Here is a 20,365-nt window from a genome sequence, read left to right as displayed (position 1 = left end):
TGGTACGCGGACGGCGGGTGAGGCAAGGCCGCGCGCCGAACTCTCGTAGAGTTCGGGCGTGGGATCTCTGCGCAATCCGGTCGGGCCGCTTCCCTCCTCCATCTACTGGCGCAGGAGGGCCGTACTGCTGTCGGTGTTCGCCGTCTCGGCGCTGCTGATCGCGTGGATCGTCACGGCGGGGGGCGGGGGCGGGAGCGGGAAGAAGGGCTCCAGCGCGTCCGGCGGCAAGAACCCCACGAACACGATCACGCCGGGGCCTTCGGGGTCGGGCCCCGCGTACAGCGGGCACCCGGGCGGGCGGGACGAGCCGGGCGGGTCGGACTCCGGCTCCGGGTCCTCCGGTTCGGCGGGGTCCTCCGGTTCCGGTGACGACGGCTCGGGCGGTTCGGCGGGCTCCGCGGGCGGGTCCGCCGCGGGAGGCGGGGCGGTCGTCGCCGCTGACGCGCTGCCCGGCTCCTCCACGCTGGCGAACTGCACCTCCAAGGCGGTGTCGTTGGGCCTGCGCAGCCTGCACAACTCCTACTCGCCGGACCAGAAGCCGGTCTTCGAACTCACCGCGAAGAACACCTCGTCCGCCGACTGCAAGGTCGATCTCGGCCCGAAGAACACGGTGTTGACGATCACCCCGGCCGACGGCGACAACGTCTTCTGGTCCTCCGCCGACTGCCCCGAGGGCGCGGGCGACCTGCTCTTCCGGGTACCGGCCGGCAAGACCATCACGTACAAGGTCGAGTGGGACCGCCGCCCGAGCGCCGCCCACTGCGCGACCCCGTCGGGCGGCGCGGCCGGCACGGGGACCTACCTGCTGGAGGCGAAGACCCCGGGGTACGGGAAACTGCAGGCGTCGTTCGTGCTGTCGGCGGACTGAGGCACCCCGTGCGGGGCGCGGGAACCATGACGGACCCGCGCGTCCCCACGGACCCGTCGGCCCCGGATCAGACGTACCGCTCCAGGATCGAGGACTCGGCGAGCCGCGAGAGCCCCTCCCGCACGCTGCGCGCCCGCGCCTCGCCCACGCCGTCCACCGTCTGCAGGTCGTCCACGCTCGCGGCCAGCAGCTTCTGCAGCCCGCCGAAGTGCTCCACCAGCCGGTCGATGATCGCCCCCGGCAGCCGCGGCACCTTGGCCAGCAGCCGGAAGCCCCGCGGGGACACCGCGGAGTCCAGGGTCTCGGGCGAGCCGGTGTAGCCCAGTGCCCGCGCCACCGTGCCGACCTCGATCAGCTCGGCCTGGGTCAGCGCGTTCAGCTCGGCCAGGGCCTCCTCCACCGTGCGGGAACGCTTCGCCGTCGGCTCGGGCACGTAGTCCCGCACCACCAGCTCCCGGTCCGGCTCGACCCCCGCGATCAGCTCCTCCAGCTGAAGCGCGAGGAGACGGCCGTCGGTGCCCAGCTCCACCACGTACTCGGCGATCTCGGTGGCGATCCGGCGCACCATCTCCAGGCGCTGCGCGACGGCGGAGACGTCCCGCACCGTCACCAGGTCCTCGATCTCCAGCGCCGACAGCGTGCCCGCCACCTCGTCCAGGCGCAGTTTGTAGCGCTCCAGCGTGGCCAGCGCCTGGTTCGCGCGGGAGAGGATCGCGGCCGAGTCCTCCAGGACGCGGCGCTGCCCGCCGACGTAGAGCGCGATCAGCCGCATCGACTGGGACACGGAGACGACGGGGAAGCCGACCTGCTTGCTCACCCGGTCCGCGGTGCGGTGCCGGGTGCCGGTCTCCTCCGTGGGGATGGTCGGGTCCGGGACCAGCTGCACGCCCGCGCGCAGGATCTTCGAGAGATCCGAGGACAGCACGATGCCGCCGTCCAGCTTGCACAGCTCCCGCAGCCGGGTCGCGGCGAACTCCACGTCCAGCACGAACCCGCCCGTGCACATCGCCTCGACGGTCTTGTCGGAGCCCAGCACGATCAGTCCGCCGGTGTTGCCGCGCAGCACGCGCTCCAGGCCGTCGCGCATGGCCGTACCGGGTGCCACGGCGCTCAGGGCGGCGCGCATCAGGCCATCGGAACCGGCACTCCCACCGGACTTTCCGGGAGCTGCTGCCCGGTCGTTGGCTGCCACTGCACTCCTCCGGTCGGGGGTTCTCACGCGCACCCGTGCCCGCACTCGGTTCGTACGGACGGGCGAGACCTGGGCAAAGTCTACCGGCGCTCCTCCGGCTCCCGTGGGGCCTCTCGGCGACGGGAGCGCGGCAGGACCCGCAGCGCATCCCCTATGTCCGCGACTTCGAGCACCTTCATCCCCGGCGGGATCTTCCCCGGATCGCCCGGCACCAGCGCGTGCGTGAAGCCGAGCCGGTGCGCCTCGGCGAGCCTGCGCTGCACGCCCGTGACCCGTCTCACCTCGCCCGCGAGACCCACCTCGCCGATGGCCACCAGGTTCTTCGGCAGCGGGGTGTCGCTCGCGGCGGAGGCCAGCGCGAGGGCGACGGCCAGGTCGGCGGCCGGTTCGGACAGCTTCACGCCGCCCACCGTCGCCGAGTAGATGTCCCGCTTGCCGAGCGCGCTGATCCGGCCGCGCTGTTCGAGCACGGCGAGCATCATCGACACCCGGGAGGTCTCCAGGCCCGACGTCGTGCGCCGGGGGGAGGGGATCTGGGAGTCCACGGTCAGCGCCTGCACCTCCGCCACCAGCGGGCGCCGGCCCTCCAGGGTCACGGTCAGACAGGTGCCCGGCACCGGTTCGTCGCGCCGGGTCAGGAACAGGCCGCTGGGGTCGGCGAGGCCGGTGATCCCCTCGTCGTGCAGCTCGAAGCAGCCGACCTCGTCCGTCGCGCCGTACCGGTTCTTCACGCCGCGCACCAGGCGGAGCCGGGCGTGCCGGTCGCCCTCGAAGTGCAGGACGACGTCCACCAGGTGCTCCAGCAGGCGCGGGCCGGCGATCGCGCCGTCCTTGGTGACATGACCGACCAGCAGCGTGGACATGCCGCGCTCCTTGGAGGCCCGGATCAGTGCCCCGGCCACCTCCCGGACCTGGGCCATGCCGCCGGGCGCCCCGTCGATCTCCGGGGAGGCGACCGTCTGCACCGAGTCGAGGATCAGCAGGGAGGGCTTGACCTCGTCCAGGTGCCCGAGGACGGCGGAGAGGTCGGTCTCGGCGGCCAGGTACAGCTGGTCGTGCAGCGCGTTGATGCGGTCGGCGCGCAGCCGCACCTGGCTCGCCGACTCCTCGCCGGTCACATAGAGGGTGCGGTGCTCCTCACTGGCCGCCTTGGCCGCCACGTCCAGCAGCAGGGTGGACTTGCCGACGCCCGGCTCGCCCGCCAGCAGCACCACCGCGCCCGGTACGAGACCGCCGCCGAGCACCCGGTCCAGCTCGGGCACCCCGGTGGAGCGGGCCGTGGCCTGCCTGCCGTCGACCTGGCCGATGGGCAGCGCGGAGGTGACGACCCGGCCGGGCGCCGTGGTGCGGACCGCGGGCGCGCCGTACTCCTCGACCGTGCCCCACGCCTGGCACTCGGGGCAGCGGCCGAGCCACTTGGCCGTCTGCCAGCCGCACTCGGTGCAGCGGTACGACGGACGGTCCTTGGTGGTCTTGGTGCGGGCAGCCATGCGGAAACCGTAGCCCGCGGCACTGACAACCGGAGCGGGGGCCGCCAACCGGGTGTACGGGTATCGGCCACCGTCCCGCGAGATCCGGCACCGGAACGGAGGGTTCCTGTCCCCTTATGAGGGATCGTTTCACCCGTACGGATTAAAACTGCTCAAGGCTCCAGAAGGGCCGCTCCGCCGACGCCTACGGTCGCACGGGTGATGAGCAGCAGCCCGGAGACCACCACCCGCACCACCGGCGCGCACCGGGCGCACCGTACGGCGCGCGAAGCACGAGAGGCGCGCGAGGGGCGTGAACCGCGCGAGGGTGCGCGGAAGCCCGGTGTGTTCGAGTCACGTGAAGCGTGTGAGGTGCACGAGGCGCGAGATGCCCGTGAGGCGCGGGACCGCGCCGCCGCGCGGACCATCGCCCGGCGGGCGTCGACGCGCTACGAGTCGTACCTGGACGGCCTGTTCACCTACTGCCTGTCCATCCTGTGCGACCACGACGCGGCCACCGCCGCACTCGGCGACGCCCTCGCCCTCGCCGAACGGCGGGCGCACCGCGTGCCGGAGACCGGCGGCGGGCGCAGGGCCTGGCTGTACGCGCTGGCCCGCTGGGCGTGTCTGCGCAAACTGGCCGAGGCGAAGCAGAAACGTCAGGCCACGCACGCGGCGGGCCGTACGGACAGCGGCGCGGGGAAGGGCGGGAGGGGAACCGGCCCCGAGGCGTCCGGCCCGGCCCTCTCCCCGGAGCTACAGGAGCGCCGGCACCGCGAACTCTCCCTCCTCGCATGGCCCGAGGCGGCCGGCACCACGCCCGAGCAGCGCGAGGCCCTGGAACTCGCCGTACGCCACCACCTGACCGCCCCCGAGGTCGCCGCCGTTCTCGGCATGGCGCCGGCCACCGCACGCGATCTGCTCGCGACGGCCGCCTGCGAGGTCGAGCGGACCCGGGCCGCGCTCGCCGTGGTGGAGTCCGGCGGCTGCCCGAGCGTCGCCCATCTCACCGGCGACAGCAGGCTGATCCTCAGCACCGCGCTCCGCCGCGAGCTGGTACGGCATGTCGACGACTGCCCGCGCTGCCGCCGCAGTGCCGAACGCGCGGCCCCCGGCCGCTGGCCCGGCACCACGCTCACCCCCGCCGAACTCCCCGTCCTGGAGGCACCCCGTGCGGCCCTCGCCCCGCGCCCCCGGACCAAGGTCGCCGACGCGCCCCGCTTCGACCGGCGGGGCTTCCCGATGGACCCGAGGGACCGCGCGGCCCGCCGCGACCGGCTGCGCGCCCGCGCGGTGACGACGACGGTGGTGGCGACGGTGGTGGCGGCGCCGGTGCTGGCCCTGTGGGCGGCGTACCGCGGCGCGCCGACGGGGGAGCCGGACGGTCATCCCGGCACCGCGCGCGAGGCGCGGGGCCCGGACGCGATCGGCGGGGAGGGTACGGGCGGCGGGTACGAGAACGCGGGCAGCGCGAGCGTGAAGCCGGGCAGGGGCAAGGATGGCAAGCCGGATGTCGCGGTGGACGTGCTGAGCGTCGCGCCCGATACGGCGGACGACTCGACCGGGACCCTGTCGGTGACCGCCGAGAACGACGGCGACACCACGCTGATCACCCTGACCGCGGCGGGTCCGGCCCCGGTCCGGTGGTCCGCCGCCACCGGCTCCGCCTGGCTCTACCTGAGCCGGTCCGCCGGCACCCTGGCCCCCGGTGAGAGCGTGACCTTGAAGGCGTACGTCGACCACCTCCACGAGCCCAGGGGCGCCTGGCAGGCCCGGATCTCCATCGCCCCCGCCGGCGCCGTGGTCACCATCACCGGCTACGGCCCGCCCCCCAGCCGCCCGACGCCCTCTCCGCCTCCGCCGACGAGCACCGCCCCCACGTCCCCGCCGACCCCGCCTCCCACCACCCAGCCGGCCCCTCCCACCACCCCGGCCGACCCACCGCCGTCCGCGTCCCCCACGTCGACGCCGTCCCAGACGGACACCGGGACGCCGACGCCTTCGGGGAACTAGCGAGGGGGAGGGAGCAGGGGGACGGCGAGAGGGAGAACCGTCAGGTCAGGGGGCCGGGTCCGCCGGGTGGGGGGCCAGCAGCGGGAGTTCGGCGGAGAGGCGCTGCTCGCAGATCTCGGCCAGGCGGTCGTAGCCCTCCTTGCCCATCAGCTCCGTCAGCTCCGCGCGGTAGGACACGTACACCGGGTCCCCCGCGCCGTGCGCCGACGTGGCCGACGTGCACCACCAGTGCAGGTCGTGCCCCCCGGGGCCCCAGCCCCGGCGGTCGTACTCGCCGATGGAGACCTGCAGCACCCGGGTGTCGTCGGGCCGGTCGATCCACTCGTACGTCCGCCGGACCGGCAGCTGCCAGCACACGTCCGGCTTGGTCTCCAGCGGCTCCCGGCCCTCCTTGAGCGCGAGGATGTGCAGCGAGCACCCCGCGCCGCCCGCGAAACCGGGCCGGTTCTGGAAGATGCAGGACCCCTGGAAGGGCCGCGTCTGCCGGGACCCCTCCTCGTCCTGCGAGATCCAGCCGTCCTCGGTGCCCTCGGCGTGGTGCTGCCAGATGTCCGGCGTGAGACGCGCCACGTGCTCGGCGACCCGCTTCTCGTCGTCGTCGTCGGAGAAATGCGCCCCCAGCGTGCAGCACCCGTCGTCCGCGCGCCCCGCCTTGATGCCCTGGCAGCCGCTGCCGAAGACGCAGTTCCAGCGCGAGGTCAGCCACGTCAGATCGCAGCGGAAGACCTGCTCGTCGTCCGCCGGGTCCGGAAACTCCACCCATGCGCGCGCGAAGTCGAGCCCCTTCTCGTCGCTCACCTTCGCCCCCTCGGCAGCTTTGGCGGTCTTGCGGGCCTTGTCCGTCTTATCGGCTTTCGCGGACTTCGCCTTTTTCGTCTTTGGCACCCGTCCAGGGTAAGTGCCCCGCCCCCGGTCCGGGGACCGTGGAGCCTCGATCTGGCAGTAGCGTTCCGTATATGAGACTCGGTGTCCTGGACGTGGGTTCGAACACGGTGCATCTGCTGGTGGTGGACGCCCACCCCGGCGCGCGCCCGCTGCCCGCGCATTCGCACAAGGCCGACCTTCGGCTCGCCCAACTCCTCGACGACAGCGGTGCCATCGGTGACGACGGCATCGAGAAGCTCGTCGACGTCGTACGGGACGCGCTCCAGGCCGCCGAGGACAAGGGCGTCGAGGACCTGCTCCCCTTCGCCACCTCCGCCGTCCGCGAGGCGAGCAACGCCGACGAGGTCCTCGCCCGCGTCGCCGAGGAGACCGGCGTACGGCTCCAGGTCCTGTCCGGTGCCGAGGAGGCCCGCCTCACCTTCCTCGCCGTGCGCCGCTGGTTCGGCTGGTCGGCCGGGAAGCTGCTGGTCCTGGACATCGGCGGGGGCTCCCTGGAGATCGCCTTCGGCATCGACGAGGAGCCGGACGCCGCCGCCTCCCTCCCGCTCGGGGCGGGCCGCCTCACCGCCGGCTGGCTCCCCGGCGATCCGCCCGCCCCGGACGACGTACGCGCCCTGCGCCGCCATGTACGCGCGGAGATCGCCCGCACGGTCGGCGAGTTCGCCCGCTTCGGCGCCCCCGACCACGTCGTCGCCACCTCCAAGACCTTCAAGCAGCTGGCCCGCATCGCCGGCGCCGCCCGCAGCGCCGACGGCCTCTACGTCCAGCGCGAACTCAAACGCGAGTCCCTGGAGGCATGGGTCCCCCGCCTCTCCGCGATGACCGCCGACCAGCGCGCCGAACTGCCGGGCGTCTCCGACGGGCGGGCGGGCCAGCTTCTCGCGGGCGCCCTGGTGGCCGAGGGCGCGATGGACCTCTTCGGCGTGGAGAGCCTGGAAATATGCCCGTGGGCGCTGCGGGAGGGCGTGATCCTCCGCCGGCTCGACCACATGGGCTCCGCGTAGCGCCGCAGCCGGGTGCGGGGCCGTACCGGCAGGGGCCCCGCCGCGCGGGCGCGCTCGGCCGGGCCGCGCCCGCACCCGCCGAATGGCGAACCTCACAACGGCGAACAGGCACCCGACACGCGAACCTTCCCACCCCTTAAGGTGACGGACGTGGCTGAACCCAGGGACGTCTCCGTGCCCGTAGCGCTGTCGACAGCCTCCGTCTACCCGGAGTCCACGGCGACGGCCTTCGAGATCGCCGCGCGCCTCGGCTACGACGGCGTCGAGGTCATGGTCTGGACCGACCCCGTCAGCCAGGACATCGACGCGCTGCGCCGCCTCTCGGACCACCACGGCATCCCGATCCTCGCCGTGCACGCCCCGTGCCTGCTGATCACCCAGCGCGTCTGGTCCACCGACCCGTGGACCAAGCTCTGCCGGGCCCAGGCCGCCGCCGAGAAGCTGGGCGCCTCCACCGTCGTCGTGCACCCCCCGTTCCGCTGGCAGCGGCAGTACGCCCGGGACTTCGTCGCGGGCGTCTGGCGGATGGCGGACGAGACGGACGTACGGTTCGCGGTCGAGAACATGTACCCCTGGCGCTACCGTGACCGCGAGATGCTCGCCTACGCCCCCGCCTGGGACGTCACCCAGGACGACTACCGGCACTTCACGATCGATCTCAGCCATACGTCGACGGCCCGTACCGACGCCCTGGAGATGCTCGGCCGCATGGGAGACCGGCTCGGCCACGTCCACCTCGCCGACGGGCGCGGCTCGGCCAAGGACGAGCACCTGGTGCCGGGGCGCGGCGACCAGCCGTGCGCCGAGCTGCTGGAGCACCTGACCGTCTCCGGTTTCGCCGGCCATGTCGTCATCGAGGTCAACACCCGGCGGGCGATGTCCGGCGCCGAGCGCGAGGCCGACCTCGCCGAGGCCCTCGCCTTCACCCGCGAGCACCTGGCGGCCGCCGTCCGCCTCCCGCGCCGATGACCGGGCCCGTCGCGTCCCCCGAGCCCCCCGCCCGCCGCCGGGGCCGCCCGACCCGTGCCGAGTCCGCCGGCACCCGGGACCGCATCCTCGCCGCGGCCCGCGAGGAGTTCTCCGCCCGCGGCTACGACAAGACGTCCGTGCGCCAGATCGCCAAGGCGGCCGGCGTGGACTCCGCGCTGGTCCACCACTACTTCGGCACCAAGGAACAGGTCTTCGCGGCGGCCGTCGAGGTCGCCTTCGCCCCCGCCCTCGGCGCCCCCGACACCCTCCTCGAGGGCCCGCCGGACGGGGTGGGGGAGCGGCTGGTCCGCTTCGCTCTCGGCGTCTGGGAGAACCCCACGACCCGGGCGCCGCTGCTCGCGATCCTGCGTTCGGCCGTCACCAACGAGACCGCCGCCGCCGTCTTCCGCCGCCTGGTCGCCGCCCAGCTGGTGCGCCGCGTCGCGGACCGGCTGGACCTGCCGGACGCCGAACTGCGCGCCGAGCTGGCCGCCGCGCAGCTGGTGGGCACGGCCCTGCTGCGCTACGTCCTGCGGCTGGAACCGCTGGCCTCGGCGGACGTGGAGCAGGTCATCGCGCGGGTGGCACCCGTCGTGCAGCGGCACCTCACCCAGCCCTGACCACGGCCGCCGCCGGGCCGCCGGTGAAATACTCATCCCGCATTCCGGACAAGCGTGTCCATTCCTTGGAGCCCCGGCGTAGGCTCGGAGAAAGCCAGAACTGTTCATCGAGGAGCGAGCGACGATGCCCGAGCTGAGGTCCCGCACAGTCACCCACGGCCGCAACATGGCGGGCGCCCGCGCCCTTATGCGTGCCTCCGGTGTACCCGGCGCGGACATCGGCCGTAAGCCGATCGTCGCCGTCGCCAACTCCTTCACCGAGTTCGTGCCGGGCCACACCCACCTCCAGCCGGTCGGCCGGATCGTCAGCGAGGCGATCGCCGAGGCGGGCGGCATCCCGCGCGAGTTCAACACCATCGCCGTGGACGACGGCATCGCCATGGGCCACGGCGGCATGCTCTACTCGCTGCCCTCCCGCGACCTGATCGCGGACTCCGTGGAGTACATGGTCGAGGCCCACTGCGCCGACGCCCTGGTCTGCATCTCCAACTGCGACAAGATCACTCCGGGCATGCTGATGGCCGCCCTGCGCCTGAACATCCCGACGGTCTTCGTCTCCGGCGGCCCCATGGAGGCCGGCCGCGCCACCCTGGTCGACGGCACCGTGCGCTCCCTCGACCTGATCGACGCCATCGCGGAAGCCGCCAACGACAAGGTCTCCGACGAGGACATCCTGCGCATCGAGGAGAACGCCTGCCCGACCTGCGGCAGCTGTTCGGGCATGTTCACCGCCAACTCGATGAACTGCCTGACCGAGGCCATCGGCCTCTCCCTGCCCGGCAACGGCTCGGTCCTCGCCACCCACACCGCGCGCAAGCGGCTCTACGTCGACGCCGCCCGCACGGTCATGGACATCACCCGGCGCTACTACGGGCAGGACGACGAGACGGTCCTGCCCCGCGAGGTCGCCACCTTCCAGGCCTTCGAGAACGCCATGGCCCTGGACATCGCGATGGGCGGCTCCACCAACACGATCCTGCACCTGCTGGCCGCCGCCCAGGAGGCGGGCGTCGCCTTCGGCCTGGAGGAGATCGACGCCGTCTCGCGCCGCGTCCCCTGCCTCGCCAAGGTCGCGCCGAACGTGGGCAAGAACCGTACGTACTACATGGAGGACGTGCACCGCGCCGGCGGCATCCCCGCCCTCCTCGGCGAACTGCACCGCGCGGGCCTGCTCAACGAGGACGTGCACGCCGTGCACAGCCCCTCCCTCGCCGACTGGCTCAAGACCTGGGACGTGCGCGGCGGCTCCCCGTCCCCCGAGGCCGTCGAGCTGTGGCACGCGGCCCCCGGCTGCGTCCGCTCCGCCGAGGCGTTCTCCCAGTCCGAGCGCTGGGAGTCCCTGGACGACGACGCCGCGAGCGGCTGCATCCGCTCCGCCGAGCACGCCTACTCCAAGGACGGCGGCCTCGCGGTGCTGCGCGGCAACCTGGCCGTCGACGGCTGCGTGGTCAAGACGGCCGGCGTCGACGAGTCGATCTGGACCTTCGAGGGCCCGGCCGTGGTCTGCGAGTCCCAGGAGGAGGCCGTCCAGCGGATCCTCACCCAGGAGGTCAAGGAGGGCGACGTCGTCGTCATCCGCTACGAGGGCCCCAAGGGCGGCCCCGGCATGCAGGAGATGCTCTACCCGACCTCGTACCTGAAGGGCCGCGGCCTCGGCAAGAGCTGCGCGCTGATCACCGACGGTCGTTTCTCCGGCGGCACCTCGGGCCTCTCCATCGGCCACGCCTCCCCGGAGGCGGCCTCGGGCGGCACCATCGCCCTGGTCGAGGACGGCGACCGGATCCGCATCGACATCCCGGACCGCACCATCGAGCTGCTGGTGGACGACGCCGAACTGGCCCGCCGCGAGCAGGCACTGAACGGCACCTACGCCCCGAAGGACCGCGACCGCAAGGTCACCGCCGCGCTGCGCGCCTACGCCGCGATGGCGACCAGCGCGGACAAGGGCGCGGTGCGGGACGTGAGCAAGCTGGGCTGACCGACCGCCGACGAAGGGGCCGCTCCGGCGAGGAGCGGCCCCTTTCGTCTCCGGTCGTCCCCGGCTGCCGTCGCCGTTTCCCTTCCGGCTTCCGCCTGCGAGGGGATCGTTTCACCAGGCCGAGGGGTCCCGCCCGTCCAGCGCGAAGACCGAACCGTCGGGAGCGGTCGCGAACACCTGCGGAGCCGAGAGCACCGGTGCGGCCCGCAGCGCCGCGATCCGCGCCGCGCCGTCCCCGGGCCGCGCCGGTGTCTGCCCGGCGAGCCGCCCGCCCCGCGTGTCCACGGCGAGCAGCCGCCCGTCACCGGCGGAGAAGTACAGGTACCGGTCCCCGGCGACCAGCGCCGAGCCCCGGCTCACCGATGTCTCCAGGTGCCACAGCCGTTTCCCGGCCCCGGTGTCCACGGCGTCCAGGCCGCCGTTGACGTCCAGCAGATAGACCACGCCCCGGCGCACGACGGCCTGCGCGTCCGGCCGCGGCGCGGGCAGCGGCACCCGCCGTACGGCCCGGGACGCGGCGTCGTACCGCACCACCGCGTCCGTGTCGCCGTAGACCGGGTCGGCGGACACGAGGAACACCGTGCCGTCCTCGGTGCCGACCGGCCGGAGCAGCCCGGTCAGCACCGTGTCCCAGCGCACCGCGCCGGTCCCCGGATCGAACGCGACGATCCGTGTGCGGCGGCCGTCGGCGGAGGTGGTCGTCGCGTAGGCCGGGGTGCCACCCGAGGGGCCGTCCGGAAACGTGTCGACGCTCGGCCGGCCGGCTCCGGGCAGCCGGTGGCTCCACCGGGTGCGGCCCGACGCGCTGTCCACGCCCGTGACGGTGCCGTCGGCCGCGGTGATCAGCAGCGTCCCGTCCGTGTACGCCGTTCCGGCGCCCGTGGGCAGGGCGCGCCGCCAGCGGGTACGGCCCGTGCCCGGGTCGAGGGCCACCACGTCCCCGGCCTCGTCGCGCACCTGCACCAGGCCGCCCGACACCGAGGGCGCCGCGCTCCAGCGCGCCCCCGTGAGGGAATGCCGCCACAGCACCCGGCCGCCACTCGGATCGAGCGCGTACGCCTGCCCCGCGCCGGCACACAGCAGCCTGTCCGCCCCGAAGGCGCACCGGGGCGCGTCGGTCCGCCCGGCGACCGGCTTCGTACGCCACCCCGCGAACCCGACCGCCGCCGTGCGCGGAGCCTTCGCCGCGGGGGCGTCGTCACCGAGCCACTGCACACAGGCGAGGGCCCCGCCGACGACCAGCGCGAGCACCCCGGCCGCCACGGCGGCGACGCGGCCGGGCCGTAGGAGACGCCTCTTCGACGGCTTCTCACCCGTGCCCTCCGATCCCCCCGTGTCTCCCCGGCGTCCCGTGTCCTCCAGGTCCTGCGAGACCTCCGCCGCCGATACGTCCTTGCTCCCCGGCCCGGCCGAACCGGCCTTCCGCTGGGCCGGTATGAACGCCTGGGTGTCGTACGACGCCGCCACCGACCGCAGCCGGCACATCAGCTCGTCCGGGGTCGGCCGCTCGTCCGGGTCCTTCGCGAGACAGCGCTCGACCAGCGGCGCGAGGCCCGCGGGCACCCCCGACAGATCGGGCTCGTCGTGGACGACCTGATAGGCGACGACGTACGGGCTGTCGGAGTCGAACGGCCCCCGCCCCCTCGCCGCGTGCACCAGCACCGAGCCCAGCGCGAAGATGTCCGCGGCGGGGCCGACCTCGCGCGGCCGCCGGAACTGCTCGGGCGCCATGAACGGCGGCGTGCCGATCAACTTGCCCGTCTCCGTGCGCAGTTCACTGTCCTTGGGCCGGGAGATGCCGAAGTCGATGACCTTCGGTCCGTCCTCGGCGAGCAGAACGTTGCTCGGCTTGAGATCCCGGTGCACCACGCCCACGCGGTGTATGTCGCGCAAGGCCTCCGCGAGCCCGGCCATCAGCCGCCGCAACTGCCCGGCGTCCAGCGGCCCGTGCTCCTTCACCTGCTCGGAGAGGGTCGGTCCGGGGATGTACAGGGTGGCCATCCAGGGGCGTTCCGCCTCCGGGTCGGCGTCCACCACGGGCGCGGTGAAGGCACCGCTGACCCGGCGCGCGGCCGCGACCTCCTGCCGGAACCGGCCCCGGAACTCCCGGTCCCGCGCGAACTCCGCGTGCACGACCTTCACCGCGAGGCGCAGTCCGGACGTGCTGCGGGCGAGGTGGACCACCCCCATGCCGCCGGAGCCCAGCCGCGACTCCAGGTGGTAATGCCCGGCGTACTCGGGCATATCGGCCCCCGCGCCCGCTCCGGTGCTGCGCTGTGGCGTCATCGACTGGACCGCCCCCCGTGCTCCTCGTCCGCGCGCGACGCGACGGAGCCTAGTCGATGGCTCGTACGAGACCGAGGCGGCTTGCTAACCTCCGTTCGCATTCGACGGTCCCCGCCCTCCGGCGGGGCTTCACGGGGGAGAATCCGCATGTCCGTCCGCTACTACTCCATCGCCCCGGGCGTCCGCGTCAACGTCCGCAGCGGCCCCGGCACCAACTACGGCATCACCCGCACCCTCCCCGAGGGCGCCAAGGTCCCGATCTACTGCCAGACCACGGGCACCAGGGTCACCGGCACGTACGGCACCTCCGACATCTGGGACAACATCAGCGACGGCGAGTTCGTGGCGGACGCGTACGTCCACACGGGCAGCGACGGCTTCGTGACGGACCGCTGCGGCTGACTCCCCACCGTGCGGTCCGGCGCCGGGGCGCCACCATGCCCCTGGGGCACGCCGGTCGCCCGCCCGCACCGCCGCCCCGCCCGCGAGTCCGCTCTCCTGCGGCGCCATAATCGTCCCGTGAGCGACGAAACCGGCGCCCCGGGCGCCCCGGAGGAATCCGTGGGCGGGCCCCGGCCCGAGCCCCTGCGCTTTTTCGGCACGTCCTGGGTGCACCACGACGACGGCTACGCGGCCCGCCGCGCCGGTGTCGCCGTCGGGTCCCTCGCCGCCGCGGTCGCCTCCTGCCTGGTGCTGCGCTTCGCCTATCAGGGCCTCCAGATCGCCGGCACCGGCGCCTTCGTGACCGTCCTGGTCGTCGCCATGTTCGCGATCTGCACCGCGCTCGCCTTCGCCAACACCCTGGCCGGCTTCGGCAGGCGCCAGGACCCGCAGCGCCAGGCGTCCCTGCGCGGCCTGCTCGCCATCGGCTTCGTCGGCACCCTCCTCGCCTACTTCGTCCGCTCCCTCACCGAGGCCCCGGGCGAGAAACTGCACCGCGAGGAGTACGAGAAGTCCCGCGCCGAACACGCGGCCCGCACCACCCGCCGCTCGGGCAACCCCGCGAAGAAGAAGCGCCGCCGCTAGAACTCCGGGCAAAGCCGCCGCCGTGCGCGGTACCCACCGGCGAGCATGGCCGTATGACGACCACGCGACCCGCTGATCCCGGCCGTGCTGCCCGCGCCCACTCCTTCAACGCGGCCGCCGCCCAGTACGCGGCCAACCGTCCCTCCTATCCGTCCGCCCTCTTCGACACCATCGAGCAGGCGGCGGGCCGGCCCCTGGCCGGCGCGAGGACCGCGGACGTCGGCGCCGGCACCGGAATCTCCACCGGCCCGCTGCGCGCCCGCGGCGCGGACGTCCTCGCGGTCGAGCCCGGTGAGGGCATGGCCGCCGAGTTCCGCCGCGGCAACCCGGACATCCCCCTGGTCCGGGGCGACGGAAACGCGCTCCCGCTCGCCGACGCCACCCTCGACCTCCTCACCTACGCCCAGTCCTGGCACTGGACCGACCCCGCCCACTCGGTGACCGAGGCACTGCGCGTCCTGCGGCCGGGCGGCACGCTGGCCCTGTGGTGGAACACCCACGCCCTCGACGTCGAGTGGATCGCGCAGTCCCTCGCCCGCAGGGGCCGTTACCTGGGCTTCGACCCCGTCGAAGTGCACAGGAACGCCCATGACCGCACGGACCTCGCCGATCCCAGCGGCCGCCTCGACTTCGCCGAGCACACGCTTCGCTGGAGCCGCCGGATCCCCGTCGACGCCCACCTCGCCAACATCGCGAGCCACTCGCACTTCCTCGTCATGGACGCCCCGGCCCGCGACGCCTTCCTGGCCGAGGAGCGCACCCACCTCCTGGAGGTCTCCCCCGACGGCACGGTCGAGGAGACCTACGACGTACTCCTCCTGGTGGCCAGGAAGCCGTGACCGGAAGGGGGCCCGGCGGGGGCGGCGGGCGGACGGACCAGGACCGGCGGGAGCCGACGGCCCGCGGCCCCGTCGTCCCCGTACCAAGGTCCCGCCGCACCAGGCCCCCCGGCCCTTGACGCCCCGGCCCACCGGGCTGATTATTCATCGAGTGATGAATAATGCGTCGCCGGCCCCACCCGCCGCCATCCACGCCCACCACCTCACCGTCGTGCGGGGTCCCCGCCCCGTCCTGCGCGACCTCTCCTTCACCGTCCCGCCCGGCCGGATCACGGGCCTCCTCGGCCCCTCCGGCTGCGGCAAGTCGACGCTGATGCGCGCCGTCGCCGGCACCCAGGCCAAGGTCACCGGCACCCTCGACGTCCTCGGCCGCCCGGCCGGCCACCCCACCCTGCGCACCCGCGTCGGCTACGTCACCCAGGCCCCCTCCGTCTACGCGGACCTGACCGTCCGCCAGAACCTGGCGTACTTCGCCGCCGTCCTCGACCCCGGCCGCGCCGCCGCCGACCGCCGCCGGGCGAACATCACCCGGGCCATCACCGACGTCGACCTCACCACCCACGCGGACGCCCTCGCCGGCTCCCTCTCCGGCGGCCAGCGCAGCCGCGTCTCCCTCGCCGTCGCCCTGCTCGGCACCCCCGAACTCCTGGTCCTGGACGAGCCGACCGTCGGCCTGGACCCCGTACTCCGCCGCGACCTGTGGCAGCTCTTCCACGGCCTCGCCGCCACCCGCGGCACCACCCTCCTCGTCTCCTCCCACGTCATGGACGAGGCCGAGCGCTGCGACCGACTGCTGCTGATGCGCGAGGGCGAGATCCTCGCCGACGACACCCCCGAGGCACTGCGCACCCGCACCGGCGCGGAGACGGTCGAGGCCGCCTTCCTGCACCTGGTCGACGAGGCCGCGACGGCGGCCCGCACCAAGGAGAGCACCCGATGAACCCGACGACGGCCCTCCGGCCCGCGGCCGCCTTCAGCCCCGCCCGCACCCTCGCCACCGCGGCCCGCGTCCTGCGCCAGCTGCGCCACGACCCCCGCACCATCGCGCTGATGATCGTCGTCCCGTGCCTGATGCTGGTCATCCTGCGCTACGTCTTCGACAGCGGCCCGCACACCTTCGACACCCTCGGCGCCTCGCTGCTCGGGATCTTCCCGCTGATCACGATGTTCCTGGTGACCTCCATCGCCACCCTGCGCGAACGCACCTCGGGCACCCTGGAACGCCTCCTCGCCCTCCCCCTCGGCAAGGCCGACCTGATCGCCGGCTACGCCCTGGCCTTCGGCGCCTTCGCCGTCCTCCAGTCGGTCCTCGCCACCGGCCTGTCCGTCTGGCTCCTCGGCCTCGACGTCACCGGCTCACCGTGGCTGCTCCTGCTCGTCGCCCTCCTGGACGCCCTGCTCGGCACCGCCCTCGGCCTCTTCGTCTCGGCCTTCGCGGCCTCGGAGTTCCAGGCGGTCCAGTTCATGCCGGCGGTGATCTTCCCCCAGCTCCTCCTCTGCGGCCTCTTCACCCCCCGCTCCGCCATGCACCCCGTCCTCCGCGCCATCTCCGACGTCCTCCCCATGTCCTACGCCGTGGACGCCATGAACCAGCTCCTCCACCACCGCGACATGACCTCGGCCTTCGCCCGGGACGCCGGGATCGTGACCGGCTGCGCCCTCCTGGTCCTGACCCTGGGCGCGGCGACGCTGCGACGCCGGACGCCGTGACGGGTACGACGAGGCTCCCGGCGGAGCGGGTGGCCGCGGTCGCCACCCCGGTCCGCCGCGAGACTCGAATCCCGTCAGGAGTTCAGCAGGGGAAGGTCCCGCTGTAGAGGGCGTGTCCGTACGAGGAGCTTCCGGAGCCGAAGCCGTAGATGCCGTCGTCGCTCCAGACCGCCTCGCGTGCGCCGTCGACGCAGGCCGAGGGGGGCGCGACGGCGAAGCCCTCCAGGTTGTCGACCGGCATGACGGCCGGGTTCGTGTAGGTGACGTCGGGGACGATCGCGCCGGCGGAGCCGACCTTCATGAAGGTGTGGGTCTCGCCGCAGGCGTTGTCACAGGTGGCGACGATGCGCCGGGTCCCGGGGTCGAACGTCACATCCACCACGGAGGTCTTGCCGGTGGAGATCGCGCCGAACGTGGTGAACGTGCCGTCGGAGTTCAGGCCGTAGGCGTGCAGCGTGCCGTCCCATTCCAGGCCGGCGAAGAACAGGCCGGTTCCGTGGCGGGGGTAGTCCGCCGGGTCGTAGGCGGCGCCGGTGAGCGGGTCGACCCAGCCGCTCGCGGTCAGCCAGCTGTCCGGTACGTAGGCGACGCCCTCGAAGCCCAGGTTGGCGTCGGCCTTGCTGCCCGTGTCGAGCTGCGGGAACTGCGAGGTCATGTCCCACTGGCGGACCGGCGTGAGCGTCGGGCCGCCGGCGGTGGGGTCGAACTCCATGATCGTGTCCTTGGGGACCGTTTTCTCGGTGTTGTCGCGCTCGGAGGTCACGTAGAGGTGGCCGTCGGCGCCGACCGTCAGCCCCTCGGAGTCCGGCTCGCCGGAACCACCCAGGAAGCGGATCTGCTTGCCGGTCGCGCTCCACGACGCGTCCGGGATCCACTTGCCGTTGCTCTTGACCAGCTTGAACAGCCAGTTCTTGTTCTTGACGGCCCAGAGCACCGACGGGTTCGCCGGGTCGAACGCCAGCCCGCTCACGTCACGGCCCTCGGGGCCGGTGGACGTGGTGAACGCGCACACGTCGTCGGCGATCGTGACGTCCGGTCCGCCCGGCCACGCCGAGGTGCCGGCCGGGGTGGCAGCCGTACCGGTGGGAGCCTCGGGGGTACAGCCGCTGGTGAGCGTTCCGCCGCCGCCCAGCAGCCGACCGCCACCGGTGCCACCGCCGCCCGAGCAGGAGTTCGCGCTGCCGGGCGTCGCGGTCACGGCGGTCCGGAAGGTGCCGGTGCCGTCGGCGCAGCGCTCGTCCGACGGCTTGGCGCCACCGGCCGCCCAGGTCACCGAGTCGACGGTGTCGCCATCGCCGTCGGTGAGGAAGACCGAGTCGTTGTCGCCCAGGCCGAGGACGGAGCCGAACGTGGCGTAGCCGCCGGCGGGGATGCTGGTGGTGCTCGGCGAGGAGGAGGAGATCGAGGCCGGTGAGTGGCCGGTGTCGCCGTCGACGTACTTCCACGACCCGATACCGACCGCGCTCGAACCCCCGTTGTACAGCTCCACGGTGTCCGCGCCGTCCGAGGTGACCTCGTTGATCCGCACCTGGCTCGCGGCCGGGAGCGCGGCGGGGCAGCCCGCGGCGTTCGCGGCACCGAAGGTGGTCGCACCGGTCGTGGTGACCCACGCGCCGGTGCCGTCACCGCCGCACCTCGCCATCGCCGGCTTCGCCTTGCCGGCGGCCCACTCGACCCGGTCGACCACCGTGCCACCGGAGGTGTAGATCACCAGCTTGTCCGAGTCACCGAGTCCCTTGGGCGAGTCGAAGGTGACTAAGCCGTGCGCCGCGATGGTGCCGGCGGACGGGCTGAACGACTGCGGCGAGAAGCTGTCGTCGGACATCTTCCAGCCACTGATGCTCACCGACGCCGAACCGGTGTTGTACAGCTCCACCGTGTCGCTGTTCGACGAGGTGACCTCGTTGATCCGGACGTTCTGGTAGCCGGCCGGGTCCGCGGCGGCCGCCGGCTGAGCGGCGGCCACCCCTGTCACGAGCAGTCCTGAGAGCGTCAAGGCAGCGGCGCACACGGAGGCGACGCCGGGACGCGAGGGTGAAGTGGGCACGAGGCCGGACTCTGACGGCACCATCTTGAGACAGCGTGTACGCCGGCTGAATGCCACCTGCTGGTCACCGGAACGCCGGACTCGCGTCCCACCGCCGCCCGGCCCGGCACACCGCACCCGGTCCGCCGACCGGACATGCGCCCCGGCCGGACACCCCCGGTGCCAGACTGAGCCGCATGACCCAGAAAGTCGCAGTACTCGGTACCGGCAAGATCGGCGAAGCCCTGCTCAGCGGGATGATCCGAGGTGGCTGGGCCCCGGCCGACCTGCTCGTCACCGCCCGCCGTCCGGAACGCGCCGAGGAGCTCCGCGCCCGCCACGGAGTCACCCCGGTCAGCAACGCCGAGGCCGCCAAGACCGCCGACACGCTGATCCTCACGGTCAAGCCGCAGGACATGGGCACCCTGCTCGACGAACTGGCTCCGCACGTCCCCGACGACCGCCTGGTCATCAGCGGCGCCGCGGGCATTCCGACCGCCTTCCTGGAGGAGCGCCTCGTCAAGGGCACCCCGGTGGTCCGCGTCATGACGAACACCCCGGCCCTCGTCGACGAGGCCATGTCCGTCATCTCCGCCGGCACCCACGCGACCCAGGAGCACCTGGCCACAGCCGAGGACATCTTCGGCGCCGTCGGCAAGACGCTTCGCGTGCCCGAGGGCCAGCAGGACGCCTGCACCGCCCTGTCCGGCTCCGGTCCGGCGTACTTCTTCTATCTGGTCGAGGCGATGACCGACGCGGGCATCCTCCTCGGCCTGCCCCGCGACAAGGCCCACGACCTCATCGTCCAGTCCGCCATCGGCGCCGCCGTGATGCTTCGCGACAGCGGCGAGCACCCGGTGAAGCTCCGGGAGAACGTCACCTCGCCCGCCGGTACGACGATCAACGCCATCCGGGAGCTGGAGAACCACGGTGTCCGCGCGGCCCTCATCGCCGCCCTGGAAGCAGCACGGGACCGCAGCCGCGAGCTGGCCTCCGGCACGAAGGACTGACCCTGACCGGGAGGGACCGAGCGGTAGTTGACACACCTCGGAACGATCCGTAAGGTACTCCGAGTTGTCCGACGTGAGCGCCGACTCCGGTCGGTCCCCGGGCAGCCATTCCGTGAGCACCACCCATTCCGACGCCTCGGCGTCGAAAGCTTCGGCGTGCGTATTTGCGAAATGAGGAATCCGAGTTCGAAAGAACGGGCCCCCGATTAGCTCGGGAGCCGGGAATCCGCTAATGTCTCACTCGTCGGAACGGCCCAACGGCCGGGAGGACGAACCCCGCTGACTGGGGGTCAGACACCGAAAGGATCTGATAGAGTCGGAACCGCCGGAAAGGAAATCGCGAGAGCGAGAACCTGGAAAGCACCGAGGAAATCGGATCAGAAAGATCTGATAGAGTCGGAAACACCGAAGGGAAGCCCGGAGGAAAGCCCGAGAGGGTGAGTACAAAGGAAGCGACCGTTCCTTGAGAA

The 20,365-nt window shown here is 73.0% G+C and carries 17 protein-coding genes; 12 read left to right on the top strand and 5 right to left on the bottom strand.

The features are described from left to right. The first annotated feature begins 58 nt into the window (after nucleotides 1–58). Nucleotides 59–868, top strand: coding sequence for a hypothetical protein (locus VT52_RS32880; protein ID WP_206306671.1), 810 nt, complete (start codon nucleotides 59–61; stop codon nucleotides 866–868). Between the two features lie 67 nt (nucleotides 869–935). Here the strand turns inward: VT52_RS32880 and disA are convergent, their stop codons facing one another. Next, nucleotides 936–2,060 (bottom strand): DNA integrity scanning diadenylate cyclase DisA, encoded by a 1,125-nt coding sequence (gene disA / locus VT52_RS32875; protein ID WP_046423908.1) that lies wholly within the window; start codon nucleotides 2,058–2,060, stop codon nucleotides 936–938. A gap of 80 nt (nucleotides 2,061–2,140) precedes the next feature. Beyond that, the gene (radA, locus tag VT52_RS32870) at nucleotides 2,141–3,550 is read right to left on the bottom strand and encodes a DNA repair protein RadA (RefSeq protein WP_046423907.1); all 1,410 of its coding nucleotides are present in this window, start codon (nucleotides 3,548–3,550) and stop codon (nucleotides 2,141–2,143) included. A 201-nt stretch (nucleotides 3,551–3,751) separates the two neighbouring features. Here radA and VT52_RS32865 point away from each other — a divergent pair, with 201 nt between their 5' ends. Beyond that, nucleotides 3,752–5,542: a BACON domain-containing protein gene (locus VT52_RS32865; RefSeq protein ID WP_240509979.1), complete on the top strand. Its 1,791-nt coding sequence runs from the start codon at nucleotides 3,752–3,754 to the stop codon at nucleotides 5,540–5,542. Nucleotides 5,543–5,587: 45 nt separating this feature from the next. Here VT52_RS32865 and VT52_RS32860 read toward each other — a convergent pair whose 3' ends face one another. Next, nucleotides 5,588–6,427, bottom strand: coding sequence for a DUF3109 family protein (locus VT52_RS32860; RefSeq protein WP_071387742.1), 840 nt, complete (start codon nucleotides 6,425–6,427; stop codon nucleotides 5,588–5,590). A gap of 71 nt (nucleotides 6,428–6,498) precedes the next feature. On the opposite strand from VT52_RS32860, the gene VT52_RS32855 reads away from it, so the two are divergent. From VT52_RS32855 to ilvD, 4 genes are all read left to right on the top strand, one after another. Next, on the top strand, nucleotides 6,499–7,431 hold the full coding sequence (locus tag VT52_RS32855) for a Ppx/GppA family phosphatase (RefSeq protein WP_071387741.1): 933 nt from the start codon (nucleotides 6,499–6,501) through the stop codon (nucleotides 7,429–7,431). A 150-nt stretch (nucleotides 7,432–7,581) separates the two neighbouring features. Further along, entirely contained in the window at nucleotides 7,582–8,400 is an 819-nt protein-coding gene (locus tag VT52_RS32850) for a sugar phosphate isomerase/epimerase family protein (protein ID WP_071387740.1), read from the top strand. Next, nucleotides 8,397–9,020 (top strand): TetR/AcrR family transcriptional regulator, encoded by a 624-nt coding sequence (locus VT52_RS32845; protein ID WP_071387739.1) that lies wholly within the window; start codon nucleotides 8,397–8,399, stop codon nucleotides 9,018–9,020. The genes VT52_RS32850 and VT52_RS32845 overlap by 4 nt, the downstream gene beginning before the upstream one ends. Nucleotides 9,021–9,144: 124 nt before the next feature. Beyond that, nucleotides 9,145–10,998 carry a dihydroxy-acid dehydratase gene (gene ilvD / locus VT52_RS32840; protein WP_071387738.1) on the top strand — a complete coding sequence of 618 codons (1,854 nt, stop codon included), beginning with the start codon at nucleotides 9,145–9,147 and terminating at the stop codon, nucleotides 10,996–10,998. Nucleotides 10,999–11,109: 111 nt separating this feature from the next. On the opposite strand, the gene VT52_RS32835 is transcribed toward ilvD, so the two are convergent. Next, nucleotides 11,110–13,284 (bottom strand): serine/threonine-protein kinase, encoded by a 2,175-nt coding sequence (locus VT52_RS32835; RefSeq protein WP_071387737.1) that lies wholly within the window; start codon nucleotides 13,282–13,284, stop codon nucleotides 11,110–11,112. A gap of 147 nt (nucleotides 13,285–13,431) precedes the next feature. Here VT52_RS32835 and VT52_RS32830 point away from each other — a divergent pair, with 147 nt between their 5' ends. The 5 genes from VT52_RS32830 (at nucleotide 13,432) to VT52_RS32810 (ending at nucleotide 16,859) form a co-directional block, all read left to right on the top strand. Beyond that, nucleotides 13,432–13,686 carry an SH3 domain-containing protein gene (locus VT52_RS32830; protein WP_107481519.1) on the top strand — a complete coding sequence of 85 codons (255 nt, stop codon included), beginning with the start codon at nucleotides 13,432–13,434 and terminating at the stop codon, nucleotides 13,684–13,686. Nucleotides 13,687–13,803: 117 nt separating this feature from the next. After that, the gene (locus VT52_RS32825) at nucleotides 13,804–14,310 is read left to right on the top strand and encodes a hypothetical protein (RefSeq protein ID WP_071387736.1); all 507 of its coding nucleotides are present in this window, start codon (nucleotides 13,804–13,806) and stop codon (nucleotides 14,308–14,310) included. Between the two features lie 53 nt (nucleotides 14,311–14,363). After that, nucleotides 14,364–15,149, top strand: coding sequence for a class I SAM-dependent methyltransferase (locus VT52_RS32820; RefSeq protein WP_071387735.1), 786 nt, complete (start codon nucleotides 14,364–14,366; stop codon nucleotides 15,147–15,149). Nucleotides 15,150–15,303: 154 nt separating this feature from the next. Continuing rightward, nucleotides 15,304–16,089: an ABC transporter ATP-binding protein gene (locus tag VT52_RS32815; protein ID WP_071387734.1), complete on the top strand. Its 786-nt coding sequence runs from the start codon at nucleotides 15,304–15,306 to the stop codon at nucleotides 16,087–16,089. Further along, nucleotides 16,086–16,859, top strand: a complete 774-nt coding sequence (locus VT52_RS32810; RefSeq protein WP_071387733.1) for an ABC transporter permease — start codon at nucleotides 16,086–16,088, stop codon at nucleotides 16,857–16,859. Before VT52_RS32815 ends, VT52_RS32810 begins: the two co-directional genes overlap by 4 nt. Nucleotides 16,860–16,941: 82 nt before the next feature. Here VT52_RS32810 and VT52_RS36430 read toward each other — a convergent pair whose 3' ends face one another. Then, nucleotides 16,942–18,834 carry a lamin tail domain-containing protein gene (locus VT52_RS36430; RefSeq protein ID WP_240509978.1) on the bottom strand — a complete coding sequence of 631 codons (1,893 nt, stop codon included), beginning with the start codon at nucleotides 18,832–18,834 and terminating at the stop codon, nucleotides 16,942–16,944. A 248-nt stretch (nucleotides 18,835–19,082) separates the two neighbouring features. Here VT52_RS36430 and proC point away from each other — a divergent pair, with 248 nt between their 5' ends. Continuing rightward, nucleotides 19,083–19,895: a pyrroline-5-carboxylate reductase gene (gene proC / locus VT52_RS32800; RefSeq protein WP_071387732.1), complete on the top strand. Its 813-nt coding sequence runs from the start codon at nucleotides 19,083–19,085 to the stop codon at nucleotides 19,893–19,895. Nucleotides 19,896–20,365 lie beyond the last annotated feature (470 nt).

Origin of the sequence: Streptomyces malaysiense (assembly GCF_000980885.2) — a bacterium.
In the GTDB taxonomy this organism is placed as follows: domain Bacteria; phylum Actinomycetota; class Actinomycetes; order Streptomycetales; family Streptomycetaceae; genus Streptomyces; species Streptomyces malaysiense.
The sequence above is the reverse complement of the archived record's forward strand: the minus strand, read 5'-3'. Positions and strand labels throughout refer to the sequence as shown.

Bases quoted from the DNA above. Each gene is read 5' to 3' on its own strand.
- radA (WP_046423907.1), bottom strand. From the start codon at position 3,550: ATGGCTGCCCGCACCAAGACCACCAAGGACCGTCCGTCGTACCGCTGC.
- VT52_RS32865 (WP_240509979.1), top strand. From the start codon at position 3,752: ATGAGCAGCAGCCCGGAGACCACCACCCGCACCACCGGCGCGCACCGG.
- VT52_RS32855 (WP_071387741.1), top strand. From the start codon at position 6,499: ATGAGACTCGGTGTCCTGGACGTGGGTTCGAACACGGTGCATCTGCTG.
- VT52_RS32845 (WP_071387739.1), top strand. From the start codon at position 8,397: ATGACCGGGCCCGTCGCGTCCCCCGAGCCCCCCGCCCGCCGCCGGGGC.
- ilvD (WP_071387738.1), top strand. From the start codon at position 9,145: ATGCCCGAGCTGAGGTCCCGCACAGTCACCCACGGCCGCAACATGGCG.
- VT52_RS32835 (WP_071387737.1), bottom strand. From the start codon at position 13,284: ATGACGCCACAGCGCAGCACCGGAGCGGGCGCGGGGGCCGATATGCCC.
- VT52_RS32830 (WP_107481519.1), top strand. From the start codon at position 13,432: ATGTCCGTCCGCTACTACTCCATCGCCCCGGGCGTCCGCGTCAACGTC.
- VT52_RS32820 (WP_071387735.1), top strand. From the start codon at position 14,364: ATGACGACCACGCGACCCGCTGATCCCGGCCGTGCTGCCCGCGCCCAC.
- VT52_RS32815 (WP_071387734.1), top strand. From the start codon at position 15,304: ATGAATAATGCGTCGCCGGCCCCACCCGCCGCCATCCACGCCCACCAC.
- VT52_RS32810 (WP_071387733.1), top strand. From the start codon at position 16,086: ATGAACCCGACGACGGCCCTCCGGCCCGCGGCCGCCTTCAGCCCCGCC.
- proC (WP_071387732.1), top strand. From the start codon at position 19,083: ATGACCCAGAAAGTCGCAGTACTCGGTACCGGCAAGATCGGCGAAGCC.